The 18,229-nt window shown below is 65.6% G+C and carries 16 protein-coding genes; 7 read left to right on the top strand and 9 right to left on the bottom strand.

All coding sequences use genetic code 11. The annotated features are described in order from the left end of the window. Positions 1-42 precede the first annotated feature (42 nt). The 8 genes from QTH87_RS20525 to QTH87_RS20490 all read right to left on the bottom strand — a co-directional run bounded on the left by QTH87_RS20525 (position 43) and on the right by QTH87_RS20490 (position 9,073). Positions 43-351 (bottom strand): c-type cytochrome, encoded by a 309-nt coding sequence (locus tag QTH87_RS20525; RefSeq protein ID WP_286611886.1) that lies wholly within the window; start codon positions 349-351, stop codon positions 43-45. A gap of 48 nt (positions 352-399) precedes the next feature. Beyond that, positions 400-1,677, bottom strand: coding sequence for a PQQ-dependent sugar dehydrogenase (locus tag QTH87_RS20520; protein WP_286611885.1), 1,278 nt, complete (start codon positions 1,675-1,677; stop codon positions 400-402). Between the two features lie 642 nt (positions 1,678-2,319). Continuing rightward, positions 2,320-3,762: an NAD-dependent succinate-semialdehyde dehydrogenase gene (locus QTH87_RS20515; protein WP_286611884.1), complete on the bottom strand. Its 1,443-nt coding sequence runs from the start codon at positions 3,760-3,762 to the stop codon at positions 2,320-2,322. Between the two features lie 130 nt (positions 3,763-3,892). Continuing rightward, a complete protein-coding gene (locus QTH87_RS20510; RefSeq protein ID WP_286611883.1) occupies positions 3,893-4,096 on the bottom strand; it encodes a hypothetical protein in 204 nt (67 codons plus the stop codon). Between the two features lie 15 nt (positions 4,097-4,111). Next, positions 4,112-5,161 (bottom strand): Bug family tripartite tricarboxylate transporter substrate binding protein, encoded by a 1,050-nt coding sequence (locus QTH87_RS20505; protein ID WP_286611882.1) that lies wholly within the window; start codon positions 5,159-5,161, stop codon positions 4,112-4,114. Beyond that, positions 5,158-6,585 carry a CoA transferase gene (locus QTH87_RS20500; protein ID WP_286611881.1) on the bottom strand — a complete coding sequence of 476 codons (1,428 nt, stop codon included), beginning with the start codon at positions 6,583-6,585 and terminating at the stop codon, positions 5,158-5,160. Before QTH87_RS20500 ends, QTH87_RS20505 begins: the two co-directional genes overlap by 4 nt. A gap of 26 nt (positions 6,586-6,611) precedes the next feature. Further along, complete coding sequence (locus QTH87_RS20495; RefSeq protein WP_286611880.1) at positions 6,612-8,051, bottom strand: CoA transferase; 1,440 nt, start codon at positions 8,049-8,051, stop codon at positions 6,612-6,614. A gap of 14 nt (positions 8,052-8,065) precedes the next feature. Beyond that, entirely contained in the window at positions 8,066-9,073 is a 1,008-nt protein-coding gene (locus QTH87_RS20490) for a Bug family tripartite tricarboxylate transporter substrate binding protein (RefSeq protein ID WP_286611879.1), read from the bottom strand. 114 nt (positions 9,074-9,187) lie between these two features. Between QTH87_RS20490 and QTH87_RS20485 the strand changes: the two genes are divergently transcribed. Further along, positions 9,188-10,087, top strand: a complete 900-nt coding sequence (locus QTH87_RS20485) for a LysR substrate-binding domain-containing protein (RefSeq protein WP_286611878.1) — start codon at positions 9,188-9,190, stop codon at positions 10,085-10,087. Positions 10,088-10,133: 46 nt separating this feature from the next. Here QTH87_RS20485 and QTH87_RS20480 read toward each other — a convergent pair whose 3' ends face one another. Beyond that, on the bottom strand, positions 10,134-10,961 hold the full coding sequence (locus QTH87_RS20480) for an IclR family transcriptional regulator (RefSeq protein WP_286611877.1): 828 nt from the start codon (positions 10,959-10,961) through the stop codon (positions 10,134-10,136). A 133-nt stretch (positions 10,962-11,094) separates the two neighbouring features. On the opposite strand from QTH87_RS20480, the gene QTH87_RS20475 reads away from it, so the two are divergent. The 6 genes from QTH87_RS20475 to QTH87_RS20450 all read left to right on the top strand — a co-directional run bounded on the left by QTH87_RS20475 (position 11,095) and on the right by QTH87_RS20450 (position 18,033). Next, on the top strand, positions 11,095-12,126 hold the full coding sequence (locus tag QTH87_RS20475) for a TRAP transporter substrate-binding protein (protein WP_286611876.1): 1,032 nt from the start codon (positions 11,095-11,097) through the stop codon (positions 12,124-12,126). A 66-nt stretch (positions 12,127-12,192) separates the two neighbouring features. Beyond that, positions 12,193-12,822 (top strand): hypothetical protein, encoded by a 630-nt coding sequence (locus QTH87_RS20470; protein WP_286611875.1) that lies wholly within the window; start codon positions 12,193-12,195, stop codon positions 12,820-12,822. Between the two features lie 13 nt (positions 12,823-12,835). After that, positions 12,836-13,678 carry a sugar phosphate isomerase/epimerase family protein gene (locus QTH87_RS20465; protein ID WP_286611874.1) on the top strand — a complete coding sequence of 281 codons (843 nt, stop codon included), beginning with the start codon at positions 12,836-12,838 and terminating at the stop codon, positions 13,676-13,678. Beyond that, positions 13,665-15,293, top strand: coding sequence for a GMC family oxidoreductase (locus QTH87_RS20460; protein WP_286611873.1), 1,629 nt, complete (start codon positions 13,665-13,667; stop codon positions 15,291-15,293). Before QTH87_RS20465 ends, QTH87_RS20460 begins: the two co-directional genes overlap by 14 nt. After that, positions 15,290-17,005: an FAD-dependent oxidoreductase gene (locus QTH87_RS20455; RefSeq protein ID WP_286611871.1), complete on the top strand. Its 1,716-nt coding sequence runs from the start codon at positions 15,290-15,292 to the stop codon at positions 17,003-17,005. The genes QTH87_RS20460 and QTH87_RS20455 overlap by 4 nt, the downstream gene beginning before the upstream one ends. Beyond that, complete coding sequence (locus tag QTH87_RS20450) at positions 17,002-18,033, top strand: zinc-dependent alcohol dehydrogenase (RefSeq protein ID WP_286611870.1); 1,032 nt, start codon at positions 17,002-17,004, stop codon at positions 18,031-18,033. The genes QTH87_RS20455 and QTH87_RS20450 overlap by 4 nt, the downstream gene beginning before the upstream one ends. Positions 18,034-18,229: the final 196 nt, after the last annotated feature.

Genomic DNA, 18,229 nt, shown 5'->3' with positions numbered 1-18,229 from the left:
AGACACATCGGATCGGCCGACTGCAACTGCGCGACCTGATGCTCACTTGAGTTCGAGGATCCAGCGCGCGAGCGTCAGGGACTCGGTTTCCGTCACCTGGGTCTGCGCCGGCATCGGGGAGGGGCCCCAGACGCCGACACTCCCTTCGCGGATCTTTTTCGCCAGCTTCGCGTCTGCGCCGCCGTCGCCGGCGTATTTGGATGCAACGCTGGTGAACGAAGGACCCAGGTGGTTCCTGTCGATCCGGTGACAGGCGAAACAGTTTTTGGCCTTGTACATCTCGTCGAGATCGGCGCGGGCGGGACCGCCAAGCGAAGCGCCGAGGACGGCCAGGATGATCACCGACTTCATGGGTAGACGTCCCGGTCCTGGAGCACGACCATGCGCAGCATCCGTCGATCAGCTCGGCGTGAGCCGGGAGATCGCGCCTTCGTCGGTCGCCACGTAGAGATTCCCGTCGGGCCCCTGAACCAGGGAGCGGAAGCGCGCGGCCGGCATTGGCAGGTTCACGGTCGTGCGCGTGGCCGACAGGCCGTCGGCCTTGATGTCGAGCACGTCCAGGCGATTGCCGACCGGCGTGCCATGGATGCCGATGCCGGCTAAGCCGATGATCATCCGACCGTCCCATCCCTTCCATTGCGGGCCGCTCAGGAAGGTGCCCGTGAAAAGCCCCTGTGACAGGCCGTCATTGGTCCAGGCCGGCTTCATGGCGTTCGGATAGGTCTTGAGATCGGTCATCGGCATGAAGACCGAGCGCACCTTCGGGTCCACGGCACCCATCTGGTTCGGGCTGTAGCCGCAGTAGTTGTCCGGGCAGGCGCCGCGTCCCCCGATGTTGGGCCGCGGATCCCAGCCGCTGTTGCCGCCGGCCACCAGTGCCGTGACCTCGTCGGTGTGCCAGGGTCCGTTCTCGGCAACGTAAGGCTGGTTTGTCGCCGGCCGGAAGGTGATGCCCTGCGGGTTGCGGTGTCCGTAGGTGTAGATGCGGGGATCGAATCCGGCCGGTGCGTTGTTTCCCGGCGCAGCCTTGCCGTCGCGGTCGATGCGCAGGACCTTGCCGCCGATGCGCGTCGGACTCTGCGGGACTTCGCCGTTGTGCGTGTCGCCCGTGGTCACGTAGAGATAGCCGTCTCCCGGGCTGAAGCGCAGCCGCCCGCCGTTGTGGGCGCCGGGGCCGCCGAAGGGATGGTCGCTGGCGCGCGGCTTGTAAGGAATGTCCGTGACGATGTCGACGCGCTCGGACACGCCGGTCGCGTTGTTGTTGACCCGCAGCCGCAACACGCGATTGGTGCCGGGCGCGGTGAGGCCGGATGTCGAGGAGACGTAAATGAATCGGTTGGTGGCGAAGTTCGGATCGACTGCGACACCCATCATTCCGGCCTGGCCTTCGCAGAACAGATCGACTGCGCTCGTGGGGTAGCCCTTCGCATCCTTCATGCCGAGCAGCTTGACCACGTTGCCGCTCGGTTGTCGCACCGAGAGCCCGTGGCATTTTTCGGTGAAGAACATCGTGCCGTCGGGCAGGAAGGCCATGTCCCAGGGACTCTCGAGCTTCGTGAGCACGGGCGCATGCGTCAGCGTGGGAGCTGCGGCTTGCGGCGAAGACGTCGATACGGCGGATGGCGTGCCACATGCAGCGAGCACGCAAGGAAGCACCCCCAAGATCAGTCGATTCATGTGTCTCTCCTGTTATTGGTCTTGCTCACCCTCGAAAAGAGGGGACGCGATGCTATGCCCGCGATCCGGTACCGGTCAAGAGCGCAGGGTGGGTGCAATTCGACCCGGTAGTGTCCTCGTGTCGCGCGGGCGCAGCGGGCCGACGCAGCGTCGGGATGCGCACCATTTGTAGTGGTACAGGCCGGAAAGCACCTGGGGGACCTTGCACCGGCGCGACTTTCGGCACCCCCGGGCCGCCCTTGGCCGTCGCGATGACCGCTTCGTCCGCGATCCGGCCCGCTCCAACTGGCTGGAAAGGCCCGCGCGGCTTGTCTTTTGCAGGCTCAGGCAGGCGTTGCGCCTGGCGCGTCATCCGAACGAATGATTCAGACGGCGCGGGGATAGGCCCGACACGCGCGAGTTGGAACTCGATGCGGCCAAGGCCCGCAGGCAGGCTCTGCTTCAAGGGCTTGCGATAGCGCTGGCTTCTGGCAAGTCAACATATCGCAAATGCATTCTCGAAATGCGAGAAATCCCACGTGGGAGCAGCGTGCGATCTGCCGCATCCTGCGCGGTGAAAGCAGCCGGTTCCAGCAGCGCCGATCCTTGAAACGATTGGAACGCGGACTCCAAAGCCTACTTCAGTATGTCGCCTACGCAGAGTTATTTAAGCTCAACGTAGTCTTCCATGCCATGGCGGGATCCCTCCCGTCCCAGCCCCGACTGCTTCACGCCGCCGAATGGCACATGCTCCGTGGCGATGACGCCGGCGTTGATACCTACCATGCCGTACTCCAGCGCTTCGCTCACCCGAAAAATGCGGCCCACGTCGCGGCTGTAGAAATAGCTGGCGAGGCCGAACTCGGTGTCGTTGGCTGCCTCGATGGCCTGTTGCTCTGTTTGGAACCGGAAGACAGGCGCAAACGGACCGAAAGTCTCTTCGCGTGCGCACAGCATGTCGGACGTGGCATCGGCGACGACAGTAGGCTCGAAGAACTGGCCCTCCAGCCTGTGCCCCCCGGCGACGATCCTTCCGCCCTTGGCGACGGCATCATCCAGATGTCGCTGAACCTTGGCAATCGCCGCATTCTCGATCAAGGGACCCTGCACGACGCCTTGTGCAAAGCCATTCCCCACCCTGAGCGCTCGGACTTGCGAGGCGAACCTTTCGATGAACGCGTCGTACACCCCGTCCTGCACATAGATGCGGTTGGCGCAAACGCAAGTCTGACCGGCATTGCGGTACTTGCTCGCGATGGCTCCTTCCACAGCGGAGTCGATGTCGGCATCGTCGAACACGATGAAGGGCGCGTTGCCACCAAGCTCCAGCGAAAGCTTTTTTACGGTCGGCGCACTCTGGGCCATGAGGAGGCGGCCGACTTCGGTCGACCCGGTGAAGGACAGATGACGCACGACGTCACTCGCGCACAGCACCTTGCCCACGGCGATGCTGTTCTCCGCGTCTGCGACGACGACGTTCAGCACCCCGGGAGGCATGCCGGCGCGCATCGCAAGTTCGGCGGCGGCCAGTGCGGTCAACGGTGTCAACTCGGCCGGCTTGATGATCACCGTGCAGCCGGCGGCCAGCGCGGGTGCCACCTTGCGCGTGATCATCGCCAGCGGGAAGTTCCAAGGCGTGATCGCGGCGCACACGCCGATGGGCTGGCGAAGCACCAGCAGCCGCCGGTTGTTGTCGAACTGAGGGAGCGTCTCACCATTGACCCGCTTGGCTTCCTCTGCAAACCACTCGACGAAGCTGGCGCCGTAGGCCACTTCGCCCTTGGCCTCGGCGAAGGGTTTGCCCTGTTCCGACGTCATGAGGCGGCTAAGGTCTTCTTGATGGGCCATCAACAGGTCAAACCATTTGCGCAGAATGACGCTGCGCTCCTTGGCCGTCTTTCTGCGCCAGGCCGGTAATGCCCTGTCGGCGGCGGCGATCGCCGCCTCGGCATTCCCCGCGCCGAGATTGGCGACATCCGCCAGCCGCTCGCCGGTGGCCGGGTCATCAACATCGAATCGAGACCTGCCGGCTACCCAGGAGCCGTCGATCAGACCGTCGGTCTTCAGGAGTGAAGGATCGTTGAGGAGCGAAAGCGGATTCGTCATGAAGATTCGTGTTCAGTAGGCGCCCTCGTAGATGCGCGTTGCATCTTCTCGAGCAAGTGGCCGGGGGTTGTTGATCAGCAGTCGTTGCTGCTGCATGGCATCGCTGGGGAGTGTCGGTAGCTAGGTGATGTCAATGCCGTGGTCGCGCAGGCGCAGCGGCACACCCCCGGCCGCCACCAAGGCGCCAAGCCAGTCCAGGAAGACGCTCGCCCTTTTCGGTGGCATCGGCTGCGTTCTGGTCGGCTGTGACGAGCCCGAGGCCCTCGGCGAGGCGTGCGGCGCTGCCTTGCTCCACGACCAGATCGGGAATCGTGGAGAACGTGAAGGCCTTCATGAGATTCGTGCCTCCTCAGCCGACCGTGATGTTCGAGGTCTGGATGAGCTGCTTGTAGAACGCAGCCTCGTCGCGCACCTGGGCTGCGAAAGGGGCGCCTGCCGTGATATCCGAAAGGCCCAGGTTCTTCAACCGCGCCTGGACTTGCGTATCGGCGGCATACGCCTTGCTCAGCAACGTGGCCAGGCGTTCCATATCGGCTTCGGCCACCGGTTGGCGCACGAAGAGGCCGATGGCGCTCGGCGGCATCTGCACGGCAGCAAAGCCGGCTTCCTGCATGGTCGGCACGTCGGGCAGGGCGTCGAGCCGAGATTTGCGCAACACGGCCAGGGCGCGGAACTTGCCACCGGCGATCTGGGGCAGTGCGCCGGCGATCGAGTCGAACAGCATGTCGACCTCTGCGCCCATGAGCGCGACCTGCGATGGCACCGCGCCTCGATAGGGCACGTTCATCAACTTGATGCCGGTGGCGTTCGACAAGAGCTCGGCCGCCATGTGCTGTGGAGAGCCGTTGCCGGCAGTCGCGAAGCTCAGCTTGCCTGGTGCTTTCCTGGCTTGCGTGACGAGGTCCTCCAATGTCTTGAAGGGCGAGTTGGGCGGCACCACGAGCACCAGCCCGGCCGAGCGCAGACCCCAGACAGGCTTGAGATCGCGCAGGACGTCGTAGCCGGCGGACTTGTAGAGCATCGGACCGCACACGAGGGCTCCGGTGGTCTGTGCCAGCAACGTGTAGCCGTCCGCGGGCGCGCGCACGGCGGCGGCCACGCCGATGGTGCCGCCTGCGCCCGTGACGCTTTCGACGACGAAGGATTGCCCAGTGGCTTTCTGCAATGCCTCGGCGGCATATCGACCGACCGCGTCGATCGGTGAACCCGCTGGATACGGATTGATGATGCGGACGCCCTTGGTCGGGTACTTCTCGTCGGGGGTCGATGCGCTGGCGAGCGTCGGCAGACCGCCCGCCAGGGCAAAGCCCAGGAGCCGGAGAAGTCTGCGACGGTCGAGGTGAAGGGCAGATGCGTTCATATTCGTTCCTACGGAATGCGGGATGGGGAACAGCGTCACCAGACGGGCTGCGCGGCGCCGAGCGGCTGCGGCGGGCAAGCCCAGAACCCTGGCGTCTCGGAAAACTGCGTAACAGGAGCGCAGTGCTCCAGCAGGCCGAAAGCGCTCTCGGTGCGACTCATCCAGTTGGCCGGCGTCGGACTGTCGAGACCGCAGACACTCTGTCCTTCGGCTTCGCTATGCGCACCTTGCTGCAGCACCCACATGGAGGACTGCGCCAGCGAAGTCGACACGTGGTAGCTGCCGCCTTCGCGTGCTCTGCGGACCAGCGCGCTCGCCACGCCGGCGGCGGCCAGGTAGGCGGACAAGTAGTCGTTCATGGTGACCGTCGGCGCCAACGCGGGATGGTCCTTCCCACCCTCCATCATGCTGAGTCCGGTCGCCGCCTGGCCGATCGGCTCGTAGCCGGCGCGCTCGCGCCACGGCCCCCCCGACCCATAGCAGCTCAGCGACACATAGACGATCCCGGGACGCAGGCGCATCAGGTCCTCGGGCGAGAATCCCCGTCGTTCCATGGCGCCGGGGCGCCAGGACTCGATGAACACATCGGCCTTCATGGCCAATTCCCGCAGTTGGCGCGCGTCTTCCACATGGTTGAGGTCGATGAACGCACTGCGTTTGCCGAAACCCAGGTCGATCACCATCTGCTGCGGGTCCGGCTGGTACGGCGCCGAGATGCGCAACACCTGTGCGCCCTGCTCGGCCAGCGTGCGGCCGGTGGCAGGACCGGCAATGACGTGGGAGGCGTCAAGCACCCGGATGCCGGACAGCGGCCGGTCGCCGTCCTGGAAAGGCTCTGGCGCGCTGTCGCCGATCCTCCGAACCTCGACGCCCGGGCGTTCTGCGAGCCACTGGCCCTGCGGATGTGCGAGCCACTCCCGCGGGCTCCTTGAGACCACGCCCACGGCCTTGGCGCGAGCCAGGGCATCTTCCAGCTCGAAGGCGTCCCAATGCGACACGGCATGGGCGATGTCGTCGTGAGTGTTAGGGCAACGCAGCACGCCCAACAAGGCCGGCACCAGATGTGGGTAGTCGAACATGCGCAGCAGGTATATCTGCCGCCCGTCTCGAGTCATGAAGAAGTTATTGGCCCGCAGCCCCTGGGCTCCGATGCCGCCGACGCTGTATCCATGGCCAGACTGGCGCAGAAGGAACACCGAGCGCAGCCCATGCAGGACCGCGCGACGTTCGTCGATCTCCACCTCCTGCTGTCGACCGGTACGCAGCGCCCAGAAGGCGGCAATGGCGGCGCCATATGCGCCCAGCGCTGCGGCCGTTGCGGCGGCGTAGCGGTTGGCGCTTGGGACCACGGCGTCGCGGCTGGTCAGCACGACGCGGGCGCTGGTTGACGGTTCCGGCAGTCCGATAAGCGTGAGAAGCAGCTGCAAGGCACGCAGTGCCGGATCGATGTTCGGGTCAGGCATGGGATCGGGCGCCACGGGAAAGCGCGTCAGGACCAGCGCGGCAAACCGGCGCCCGTGGGCACCGGCGGCAGCGCCCAACCGGCGGGCGTGCGCCCATACTGGACGATCGGACGCGGGTGCTCCAGTTCGCCGAACACTGTTGCCGTCTTCTGGAGATATTTGGATGGCACTGCGGGAAGCGCATCGATGCCGCCGGGCGCGCCGGGCCAGAGAGCGGGAGGCAGCCGGCCCAGTTCCTGCACCCACATCGAGGTCTGGGTGAGGGACGCGTCCACGCCGTAGGCGCCGCCTTCACGGCTGCGCCGAAGCAGCGCGCTCACGACGCCTGCCGCCGCCAGGTAGGCCGTGAGATAGTCATTCAGCGTGAAGGTGGAAACCAGTTGGGGCTGGTCGGCCGAGCCCTCCGCGATGGCCAGACCCGACACGGCCTGGCCCAGCGGCTCATAGCCGCCCCGCTCGCCCCATGGACCTTCAGAGCCGTAGCAGCTGAGCGAGACGTGAATCAGCCCTGGCCGCAACGCGACAAGTTCCGCCTGGGAGAAGCCCCTGCGAGCGAGTGCACCCGGCCGCCACGACTGCGTGAACACGTCGGCGCCGCGGATCAGTTCGCGAAGCCGGTCGCGATCCTCGGCGTTGTCGAGGTCGATGAACGCAGTGCGCTTGCCGAAGCCGGTATCGACATCGGTGAGGTGCCCGTCGGGTTGGTGCGCAGCAGACACGTGGATCACCTCCGCACCCTGCTCGGCCAGCAACCTCGAAGTGATGGGACCGGCAAGCACGTGAGCCATGTCCACGATTCGGATGCCGCTCAACGGGCGCGCGGCGGGGCGGAAGCCTTCCGGTGCGCTGGCTTGCAATCGCGTCACCGAAACGGCCGGCCGCTGTGCAAGCAGGGCGCCTTGGGGATGGGCCTGCCATTCGTCGCGCGTGCGCGCGATACAGCCGATCAGTTTCTGCGCGGCGAGTGCCTCTTCAAGATCATTCGCATCCCACTGAGCGACCTTCTCGGCTACAGACTCGTGCGAAGTCGTGGCACCCAGGAACCGGTGCAGTCGCAGGCAATGCTGGACATAGGCCGCGGTATAGAGCAGATAGAAGCGGCGGTCGTCCCGGGTAGCGAAAAAGTTGGGGCCTTGACCCGCCCAGTTGCGCACGAAGGGGAGGGCGTGACCGTTTTGCCGGATGTGCAGGAATGTGCACAGGCCGGGATACGAGGCCTGGCCGATGTCGATCGACAGGGACTGCGGCTTTCCACCACGCGCCTTCCAGATCTCGCGGATCCCGATCGCTTGGGCGGCCAGTGCGCCGGCACTGGCGCAACCCAGCCTGTGCCGCGTCGGAACCACCGGTTCGTGGCCATGGAAGAGCAGATCGTCGGTGGCGCAGTCGGACAGTCCGACGAAGTCCATCACCGACCGTGTCGCCCTCAGCGCATCGCTGCCAACTTCGTCTTCTCGAGTGGTCATGGTGCCTCGACGTGTCAGCTCGCCTGGATGCCGGCATCCTTGATGGCCCGCGTCAGGATCGACTGCTCGTTGGTCACGTAGTCGATCAATGCCTGGCCGGCAATGGCGCTGTTCAGCCCCATGGTCCTGAGACGCGCCACTCCTTCCGGGTCGGCCTCGAAACCGCGCTGTGTCGCCGTCGCGATCTGCGCCTTGAGAGGTGCCGGGAGCTTCTGCGGCGCGTACAGGACGAAAGCGGTGGTCGGTGGCATCCAGGCGCTTGCACCCGTCTCCAGCAGCGTGGGGACGCCGGGGAGGTCATCGAAACGCGCCGGCTTCAGGACTGCGAGGCCTCGCAATTTTCCTTCCTGGATCAGCGGGACCACCGAGGCGATCGACGCGAAGAGGCAGTCGACGTGGCCGCCCAGCATGTCCGAGATCACGGCGGACGAACTGCGGTACGGGATGTGGTTGAGCTTCACCCCCGTCTCCTTCATGAACATCTCGGTGTTGATGTGCGGTGTGGATCCGATGCCGGCGCTGCCGTAGGTAATGGTGCCCGGCTTGGCGCGCGCTGCTTCCATCAAGTCCTTGATGGTCCTGTACGGGGACTGCGCGCCCACCACGATGACGGTGCCTATCGACGTGATTCCCCACAAGGGCGTGAAATCGCGTGCCGCATCGAAGCGCGCCGCGACGTTGAGCAACTGCGTGGTCGTCAAGGCGCCGGACGCCTGGACCAGCAAGGTGTGGCCATCGAGGGGTGCGCGCAGCACGGCTTCGGTGCCCGTGATGCCGCCGCCGCCCGCGATGTTCTCAACCACGACAGGCGACCGGATGCCGGTCTGCAGGCAGGCAGCCATATAGCGGCCAACCACGTCCACCGGACTGCCCGCGCTATAGGGACAGACGACTTTGGTGAGCTTTCCCGACGAAACGTCCTGCGAGAAGGCCTGCTCTTGAAGGCTGGCTCCGAGGGGCGTCAGGGCGAAGTAGGCGAGGGCCTGGCGGCGGCTCAGCCGCGAGTCGCGTGAATCGTTCATCTTTGTCTCCGTCTGCTTTTGCGGGCAATGGCAGGCTGATTTTCGGGATCAAAGGGCGCCATGTGCAGATGCTAGTATTCAATGATTGATAACTGTTGGCTATCAGTCCTGGCAATGAAGATTCATCAGTTGAGAGACTTCGTGGCGGTGGCAAGGCTGGGGGGCATCAGGCCAGCGGCTCGCGCGCTTGCGCTTACGCAGCCCGGTATCACCAAGAATCTGCAGCAACTGGAGGCGCAGCTCGAGGTGCCGCTATTCCATCGTTCCGGCCGTGGCCTGAAGCTCACCAAGTTCGGCGAAGCACTGTTCGCGCGCACCCAGGCCGTGATGAACGACCTGGAGCGTGCCGAGGACGAGATCCGGCAGATGCGCTCGGAGCGCTATGGTCACGTCAGCTTTTCGATGGGCGGTGTGAACCTAGTGACCATGCTGCCTGGTTCGCTGGCCACCTTCCAAAGGCGCCACCCTGATGTGACCGTCAGAGTCGTGGAGCGCTCGTTCGACGACGCGGTGCGTGACCTGCGATCGGGCGTCATCGACTTCGCCGTCATGCCTGACCCGCCGCGCTCACTCGGCGACGATCTCACCACCCAAGACCTGCTGAGGGACACGCTCACCGTGATCGCGCGAAGGGGTCATCCGCTCGCCGCCGCGCGTTCGCTCGCCGAGCTGTCGCAGGCGGCATGGATCGTCACGCGCCAAGGCGCGCTTCAGTCTGCCGAGTTCGAGGCGCACTTCAAACGCGTGAAGCTTGCAGTGCCGCGCAGGACGGTGCAGTGCGAATCCATCATTGGGGTGCTCGCGTTGATCGCGAAGACAGACCTTCTGGCCATTCTTCCGCGTCGCTGGCTGCGCTCTGAAATCACTGCCACCTACACGCAGGAAATTGCCCTCATCCAACCGTTGTCGCCCAACGTCGCCTGCGTGGTGCGGCGCTCGGATCTCCCGCTCTCACCTGCTGCGGCTGCGTATGTCCACGCGCTTGAGGTCGAAGCGACCACGTTCGTTGCATGAGGCCGCCCTACCCGTATTGCCGTCAACAAGCTCGCAACCTCGACCCTCAGATCTGGCTCCTTCGCGAGCCCGCCACGTTGCCCCAGGTTCCGACGTTTGCAGCCTTCAGGAGTGGTGAGGAGTTTCCCGAGATCACAAGTTCATCGGCCGCCGCTCGAAGCGACGGGCCAAATTGCGTCATGCGCTCAAACGTCAGACGGGAGGAGGGCCCGGCGATCAGCACGACGCCCGTGGCGGGTTCGTCCTTTCGCTTGATGGGCGCCGCGATCGAGCTCATGCCGGGGGCGTAGGCGTCCTGGATAATGCTGAAGCCGCGGCTGCGGTGTTCCTCCAGCACCTTCATCAGGGCCTTGATGGTTGCCGGAGCGTTGGGCCCGAAATGTCTCGGCTCCCCTATGCCCTGTCGTGTCACGCACTCTATGGCCCGGTCTTCCGGCAGCGTCATCAACCAGGCCTGGCCAGCGGCGCTGCATGAAAGTCTCAGGTCGATGCCCATGTCCGGATCGTAGAGAAGGCCGGACCTGGCGCCTTGAGCCTTCGCGACCAGCGTCAGGCGGTCCCCATCGACGATCGCCAGGCGCACGAGCTCCGCCGTGGTTTGTGCGAGTCGGTCGATCACTGGCTGAGCGATGTCGAGCACCCCTGACTTGCTAAGAAAGCTCAGGCCCATCGAGGCCATCTTCGTGGTGAGCGCGTAGTCCCCATGTGACGGCAGTTGACGCACGTAGCCATGCTGGATGAGGGCATGAAGCGTCCTGTGGCAACCGCTGCGTGACTGGCCCAGGTCGATCGAGATTTGCGCCAACGCGGCGCCCCCGGGGTAGTCCGTCAGGTACTCGAGGACATCCAGCGACTTTTCGAGTGATCCGCTCATCGCGCGCCTTGGTTTATCGTTCAAAAGTTGAATGCTATACGAAAGTTGAACACCTTTCAGCTTTCGTGCATCATTCGACCCCGCAGACGCCGGAAGGACCCGGGCTGACATGACCTCTCAAGGAAAACTTCGAATGAATGGAAACAACTCCCTGCGTCGCGCTTTCGTGACGCTCATCGGCGCCACTGCGCTGTTCGGCGCAATGACCACCAGCGTGTCGGCTCAGGAGATCAAGGAACGAAATCTGCGCTTTGCCTTCAGCCTTGCGAAGGACCACCCCTTCGGCGTGGGCGCGCAGAAGTTCGCGGATGCGGTCGCCCAGAAGAGCGGCGGCAAGATGAAGGTGACGCTGTTCCCCAACGCGGTGCTCGGCAGCGATCCCCAGAATCTTTCCGCCATTCGCGGCGGCACGCTCGACTTCACCTCCATGGCGACCGGTCTGGTCGCTTCCATCAACAAGGAGTTCACGGTCTTCGACCTGCCGTTCCTCTTCAACAGCGCGCAGGAAGCCTATGCGGTCGCGGACGGCCCGGTCGGCACGCGCATGCTCAACGACCTCGCGGCGCAAGGCGTGATCGGCCTGGGCATCTGGGACCTGGGCTTTCGCAACATGACGAACAGCAAGCGCCCGATCACCAAGGCCGAGGACATCCAGGGCCTGAAGGTGCGTGTGATCGCCTCGCCGATCTACCTGGACCTGTTCACCACCCTGGGCGCGAACCCGGTGCCGATGACCTTCGGCGAGGTCTATGGCGCGCTCGAATCCAAGGCCATCGACGGCCAGGACAATCCGGTAAGCGTGATCGAGTCGTCGAAGTTCGCCGAGGTGCAGAAGTACCTTTCGCTCACCAAGCATGTCTACACCGGCATGCCCTTCCTGATGAGCAAGAAGACCTGGGACTCGATGTCGGAGCCCGAGCGAGCCGTGATCCGGGCCGCTGCCGAAGAGGCGAAGCAGGAGGAGCGCAAGGTTTCGCAGGCGCGCGAACTGCAGGCGATCGAGGGGCTGAAGAAGAGCATGCAGGTCAACGAGATCAGCCCCGCAGAACTTGCCCGCCTGCGCCAGAAGGTGCAGCCGGTGGTCGACAAGTTCTCGCGCGAAGTGGGCGAGACCGCGGTCAAGCAGGTCAATGCCGAACTGAGCCGCCTGCGCGGCGCGAACTGAGGCCCGACCAGCATGTCTCTCCTCGGGAAGGCAGCCCTCGCCATGTGGTGGAACATGGCTCCCGCCATGAGGGAAGACTTCGAGCACTGGCACACCCATGAGCACTTTCCGGAGCGCCTGGGCATCCCCGGGTTCCGGCGTGCCTCGCGGTGGACCAGTGCCAGCGGCGCCGAAGGCGTGTTCGTGATGTACGAGCTAGAAGACTACGAGGTCCTCTCGTCGCCTGCCTATCTCGCACGGCTCAATGCGCCGACCCCGTGGTCGACCCGCATGATGCCCCACCACAGGAACATGGTGCGCAGCCAGTCCCAGGTCCTCGAGACGCACGGCGGTGCCGTGGCCCGCCACGCGCTGACCGTGCGGCTCGCGCCTGCGGCCGGCAACGAGGCCGGACTTCGGGCAGCGCTGAAGTCGCTGATCGAGACGCTGCCCGCTCGCTCCGGCCTGATCGGTGCACATCTGCTCCGGCATCAGACGCCCCCGATCGCCCAGACGACGGAGCAGAAGATACGCGGCGCGGCCGACCAGGTGGCGGACTGGGTGTTTGTGGCGTGCGGCTACGAACTGGAAGCCTTGAAAGACCTGGCGGCCTCGGACCTCTCCGAACGCCATCTCTCGAGCATGGGCACTGCGCCGGATCAGGTCAGCGACATCTATTCGTTGTCGTACTCCGCCGTCCCGTCGGACGTACTCTGAGGGCGTTACAACAGTGACTTCCGGAGCCTCGAAGCCGCGCGCGGCACATCCGCTGTGCCTGGCGCACCTGACGCTCATCGAGCTCGCGCCACCCGAGTTGGTCGAGGTGGCGGCCGATGCCGGCTTCGACCGGGTCAGCATGCGTCTCGCCCCTGCTTCCGCCGGCGAGCATCAGCATCCCATGATCGGCGACACGCCGATGATGCGCGAGGCCCTGGCGCGCATGCGCGATCGGGGAGTCGCGGTGCACGATGTGGAACTCGTGCGGCTCACCGACCATACTTCGATAGCCGAACTGGAACCACTGCTTGCCGCTGCCGCGATGCTTGGCGCGCAGCACATGCTCGTGGCCGGTGACAGCGATGACGAGGCGGCGCTCGCCCAGCGCTTCGGCGAACTTTGCGCGCTCGGTGCGCGCTACGGGTTGACCATGGCGCTGGAGTTCATGCCCTGGCGAGGAATCAGGAGCCTTGCCTCCGCCCGACGTGTGCTCGAAGCGGCCGGTAGTGGCGGTGTCGTGGTGGACGCCATTCACCTGGCACGCTCGGGCGGCACCGCCGACGATCTCGCACGGCTGCCGCTGCACTTGTGGGCGTACTTCCAGATCTGTGATGCGCCTGCGCAACCGCCTTCTTCCGCCGACGAATTGCTGTTCCAGGCGCGCAGGGCGCGCCTTCCACCCGGGCAGGGCGGCCTCGACCTCGTGGCGATGCTCCGGGCACTCCCGCCGGCCACCGTCGTCTCCATCGAGGTGCCGCTCCACGGGCGGCCCGATCTGCTGCCTCCCGTGCCTCGCGCCCGCATGCTCCGGGACGCCACGCTCGATCTGCTGGCTCAAGCGCATGCATCCCGATAGCCAGCCCTGGGACCGGGAGGTCGACTTCCTCGTCCTGGGCGGCGGAAGTGCCGGTTGCGTGCTGGCGGACCGGCTCTCGGAATGCGGGCGCTATCAGGTGCTGCTCGTGGAAGCCGGGCCGGCCTCCCGCAATCCGTTCGTCCAGATGCCCGCAGGATTTCTCCGCCTGATCGACGACCCTCGAGCGAGCTGGCGTTACCGCGGCGAGCCGGACAATGCTCAAGGCGGCAAGGTCGTCGCGTATCCGCAGGGCAGGATGCTCGGGGGCACCGGTTCGCTGAATGGGATGCTTTACGTCCGAAGCGCCCGCGCAGAGCACTTGTCCTGGGTTTCACAAGGCTGCAGCGGGTGGTCCTTCGAAGAGGTGCTGCCGTACTACCGGGCGATCGAACGCATCGAGGGCGTCGGGGCAACCCAGCAACGACTTCCCGTCGCCGAATTCGTCGAGACACATCCGTTGAGCCGTGCCTTCCTCGAAGCGTGCGGACAGGCTGGAATGCAGGTCAGAGACAGCTTGAACGGGGTGGAGCGCGAAGGCGCGGCACCCTTTCAACAGAATCGCAGCGGACGCTTTCGCGCCGGGCCTGCGCAGACCTACCTGCGCCATGCGCGCGGCAGGCCCAATCTCGAGATCCTGACGGACGCGTTGGCCGAGAGAGTCTTGTTCGACGGAAATCGCGCAACGGGTGCCTCCGTGCTGTGCGCGCGCGGCCGCCTTCGAGTGATGGCACGCAGGGAGACGATCGTCTCCTGCGGCACCATCCGTTCCCCCCAGCTGCTCCAGCTGTCGGGGATCGGGCCTCGGGAGTTGCTAGGCTCGCTGGGCGTTGCGCTGGTCGTCGACGCTGCGAATGTCGGAAGCAACCTGCGTGACCACTACTCGGTCCGGCTGACGCGCCGTGTCCAGGGTATCGGGACGCTCAACGAGCGCACCCGTGGGCTTGCGCTGGTATCCGAACTCATGAAATACGCGCTAGCCGGAACCGGCCTGCTGACGCTGGGAGCCAGCACCTGCGCGGCATTCGCACGCAGCAGCGGAACGCGTGCGCATCCCGATCTTCAACTGAGCTTCGCCCCAGCCAGTTTCGAGCCCGGCACCTACGCGCTCGAGCGGCAACCGGGCATGACGATCTCCGTCTACCAGTCCTATCCGGAAAGTCACGGGCAGGTCCGGGCGCGCTCGCCGGATGCCTCGCAGGCACCTTCCATCACGCCTCGCTATCTGAGTGCGCCGGGCGACCAGGACGTGCTGCTTTCGGGTCTGCGGCTCGCGCGAAGCATCTTTTCGATGCCTGCGCTCCGGCGCTGGGGTGTGGCCGAGACACTTCCGGGAGCCGATGTCGCGTCCGACGCGCAGCTGCTCGCCTATGCGCGAGAGAAGGGGGTTTCTGGTTACCACCTTGTGGGCACCTGCCGAATGGGCGGCGATGACGGTTCGGTGGTCGATCCGCAGCTGAAGGTTCGCGGCACGCGTGGCCTGCGCGTGATCGACGCTTCGATCCTGCCCAGTTGCACCTCTGGCAACTCCAACGCGCCAACCCTGATGGTGGCCGAGAAGGGCGCCGACATGGTTCTGGCAGACGCCGCGGCGACGTCCCTAGGTGCCGACAAATGACTTCCAGATCTTCGCAGGGAACTGCGTATGACCTCATCGTCATCGGGGCGGGTTGCGCGGGCATGGCGGCAGCGCTCTTCGCATCGCTCGAAGGCATGAAGGTGCTTCTCCTCGAGCGCACGCAGTGGATCGGCGGCACCAGTGCGCTGGCCGCGGGGGCGCTCTGGATTCCCAACACCCACCTGGCGTCCGGCACTGGCGATACGCCCTTGGATGCGAAGCAGTACCTCGAGCACGCGACGCAGGCGCGCGGTTCGGAAGCGCTGCGTGCACGATTCCTGAGCCTGGGCGGACAGGCCGTCGGGAAGCTGGACGCGCACACTGAAGTGCAGATGCGCGCCTTTGACTTCCATCCCGACTACCTGTCCGCGCTGCCAGGCGCGACCACCTCGGGCCGTGTCCTCGAATGCCTCCCGTTCGACGGGCGGCGGCTCGGGGCCGATCTCCTGCTCGTGCGGCCGCCGATTCCGGAGTTCACGGTCCTCGGCGGCATGATGGTGGATCGCATCGACATCGGCCATCTGCTGAAGATGACGCGGTCGTGGACCTCGTTCCGGCACGCGGCAAAACTGCTGCGGCGCTATGCCGGCGATCGCCTGCGCTATCCGCGCGGCGCGCGACTGGTGATGGGCAATGCGCTCGTCGGCAGGCTCCTGCTTTCGTTGCGCCAGCGCGAGGTTCCGATCTGGACGCGAGCGAGCGACGCCACGCTGGTCGAGGCGGACGGCCGCGTCAGCGGGGTCGAAGTGACGCATGATGGTCGACGTTTGCAACTCACGGCACGCCGCGGCGTCGTGCTGGCGAGCGGCGGCTTCAGTGACCATCCGGCACTGCGTGGTCGTCTGATTCCGACCGAAGTGCGGCATTCGCCCCGCGCCGGGGGCGCGACCGGGGAACTCCAGCAGCAGGCTCTCGGGCTGGGCGCACGGCTCGGCGCCGACGACGGGAGCGCCGCGTTCTGGGCACCTGTGTCCACCAGAAGGCGACGCGACGGAACCACCGCAGTGTTCCCACATTTCGTGCTCGATCGCGCAAAGCCCGGCACCGTCGTTGTCAACTCGCAAGGCCGCCGGTTCGTCAACGAGAGTACGTCCTACCACCTGTTCGGTGAACGCATGCTCGAGTCGATCGACGGTGCGCGGCCCAACGCCACCGCGTTCCTGCTGGCGGACCACCGCGCACTCGTGACATACGGCCTAGGCATGGTCCGCCCCGGCGGCCGCGGGTTCGGGCCGTTCCTCCGCGACGGCTACCTCGTCCGCGATGCGACGCTCGAGGGCCTGGCCCGGCAACTCGATATCGACCCGGCGACCCTGGGCGCGACTGTCGACCGCATGAACCGGTTCGCGCAGTCGGGAATGGACGAGGAGTTCTCGCGCGGCACCACGGCATACGAACGAAATCTCGGCGACCCCGCCGTCCGACCCAATCCGACCCTCGGAGCGATCGACACGGCGCCGTTCTACGCGGTGCGGCTGCAGGTGGGTGACATCGGAGCCAACACGGGCCTGGTCACCGATGCCGACGCCCGTGTCCTGAGGGGCGACGAGCCCATCGGCGGCCTGTTCGCAGTGGGCAACGACATGCAATCCGTGATGGCCGGCGCCTACCCGGGGCCGGGAATCAATCTCGGACCGGCCATCGTCTTCGCCTATGCGGCGGTGCAGGCCGCAAAGGCGGGTGCCGCGTCGATCGAAAGGAAGTTGCCATGAAGGCCGTTGCCAAGCTCCGACCCGAACCCGGTGCGATGCGCCTGATCGAGGTCGAGCCCCCCGTGCGAAAGCCGGGAGAGGTCATGTTGCGTATCTCGGCCGGCGGGATCTGCGGCACCGACGTCGCAATCTGGAAATGGCATGAAGCCGTCGTCGGGCAATACGCGCCGAGCTTTCCGCTGATCGTCGGCCACGAATTCGCAGGAGTGGTCGTGGACGCGGACGCGGGTCGGCTGCCGATCGGCGCTGTCGTTGCAGTCAATCCCCAGATCGCCTGCGGCCGCTGCCGGTACTGCGGGCTGGGCCGACCCACGCTGTGTGACGACCGCCGCCTCATGGGAGGGCGCATCGACGGTGGCTGGACGGAGCACGTCAGCGTGCCGGAACGCAACGTGCATCCGTTGCCGGCAGGAATCGATCCCGTTGTCGCGCCCCTGCTCGAGCCGCTGGCAGTGGCCACCCACGCCGTGCTCGAACGCGTGCCCGTGCGAACCGGCGACGTGGTCGCGATCATCGGCGCCGGGCCGATCGGGATCCTGTGCGCCGTACTTGCCTTGGCGGCCGGAGCGTCGAAGGTCATGGTGACCGGAGTGGCCGCGGACGCCAGCCGCCTGCGCATCGCGCAATCCATCGGTGCCATTCCCGTCGATGTCGAAGCGCAAGACCCTCTGACGGCACTGCGCTGCCTGCAGGCGGACGGGGCAGACATCGTGTACGAGACAAGTGGTGTCGCTAGCACGCTGGAGCAGGCGGTCGCCATGGCCCGGCGCGGAGGCAGCGTCGGATTGATCGGCCTCTGCGGAGATGCAAGCACATGGCGGAGTACGCCCGTCGTCCTCAAGGAGCTCGCGTTGATCGGCTCGCGTGGCTACAACGAGCCGACCTGGTCGCTCATGCTGAGCGTGCTTCCCCAAGTGGCCGACCAGGTGATGCGACTCATCACGCACCGGGTGGCCTTCGAAGACTTCGAGCGCGCGCTGGAGATGGTCTCCCGACGTGAGGGGACCAAGATCATCCTTCACCCCTAGAGATCTGGCGACCTGGCGCCCGGCGCACCGAAAAGCACCCGAATCTGCGATTCCCAAAGAAGACCAAACAATGAGAACTCCCATCCCTCTCCACATCCCGAAGCTGTCTCGCGACGTGCCTCGCTCGAAGCACACACCGACCACGCCTGCAGGCGCGCATCCGATGCAAGCGATTCAACTTCCGAGTCGGTGGAAC

Origin of the sequence: Variovorax jilinensis, assembly GCF_030316885.1 — a bacterium.
Lineage (GTDB): Bacteria > Pseudomonadota > Gammaproteobacteria > Burkholderiales > Burkholderiaceae_C > Variovorax > Variovorax jilinensis.
The sequence above is the reverse complement of the archived record's forward strand: the minus strand, read 5'-3'. Positions and strand labels throughout refer to the sequence as shown.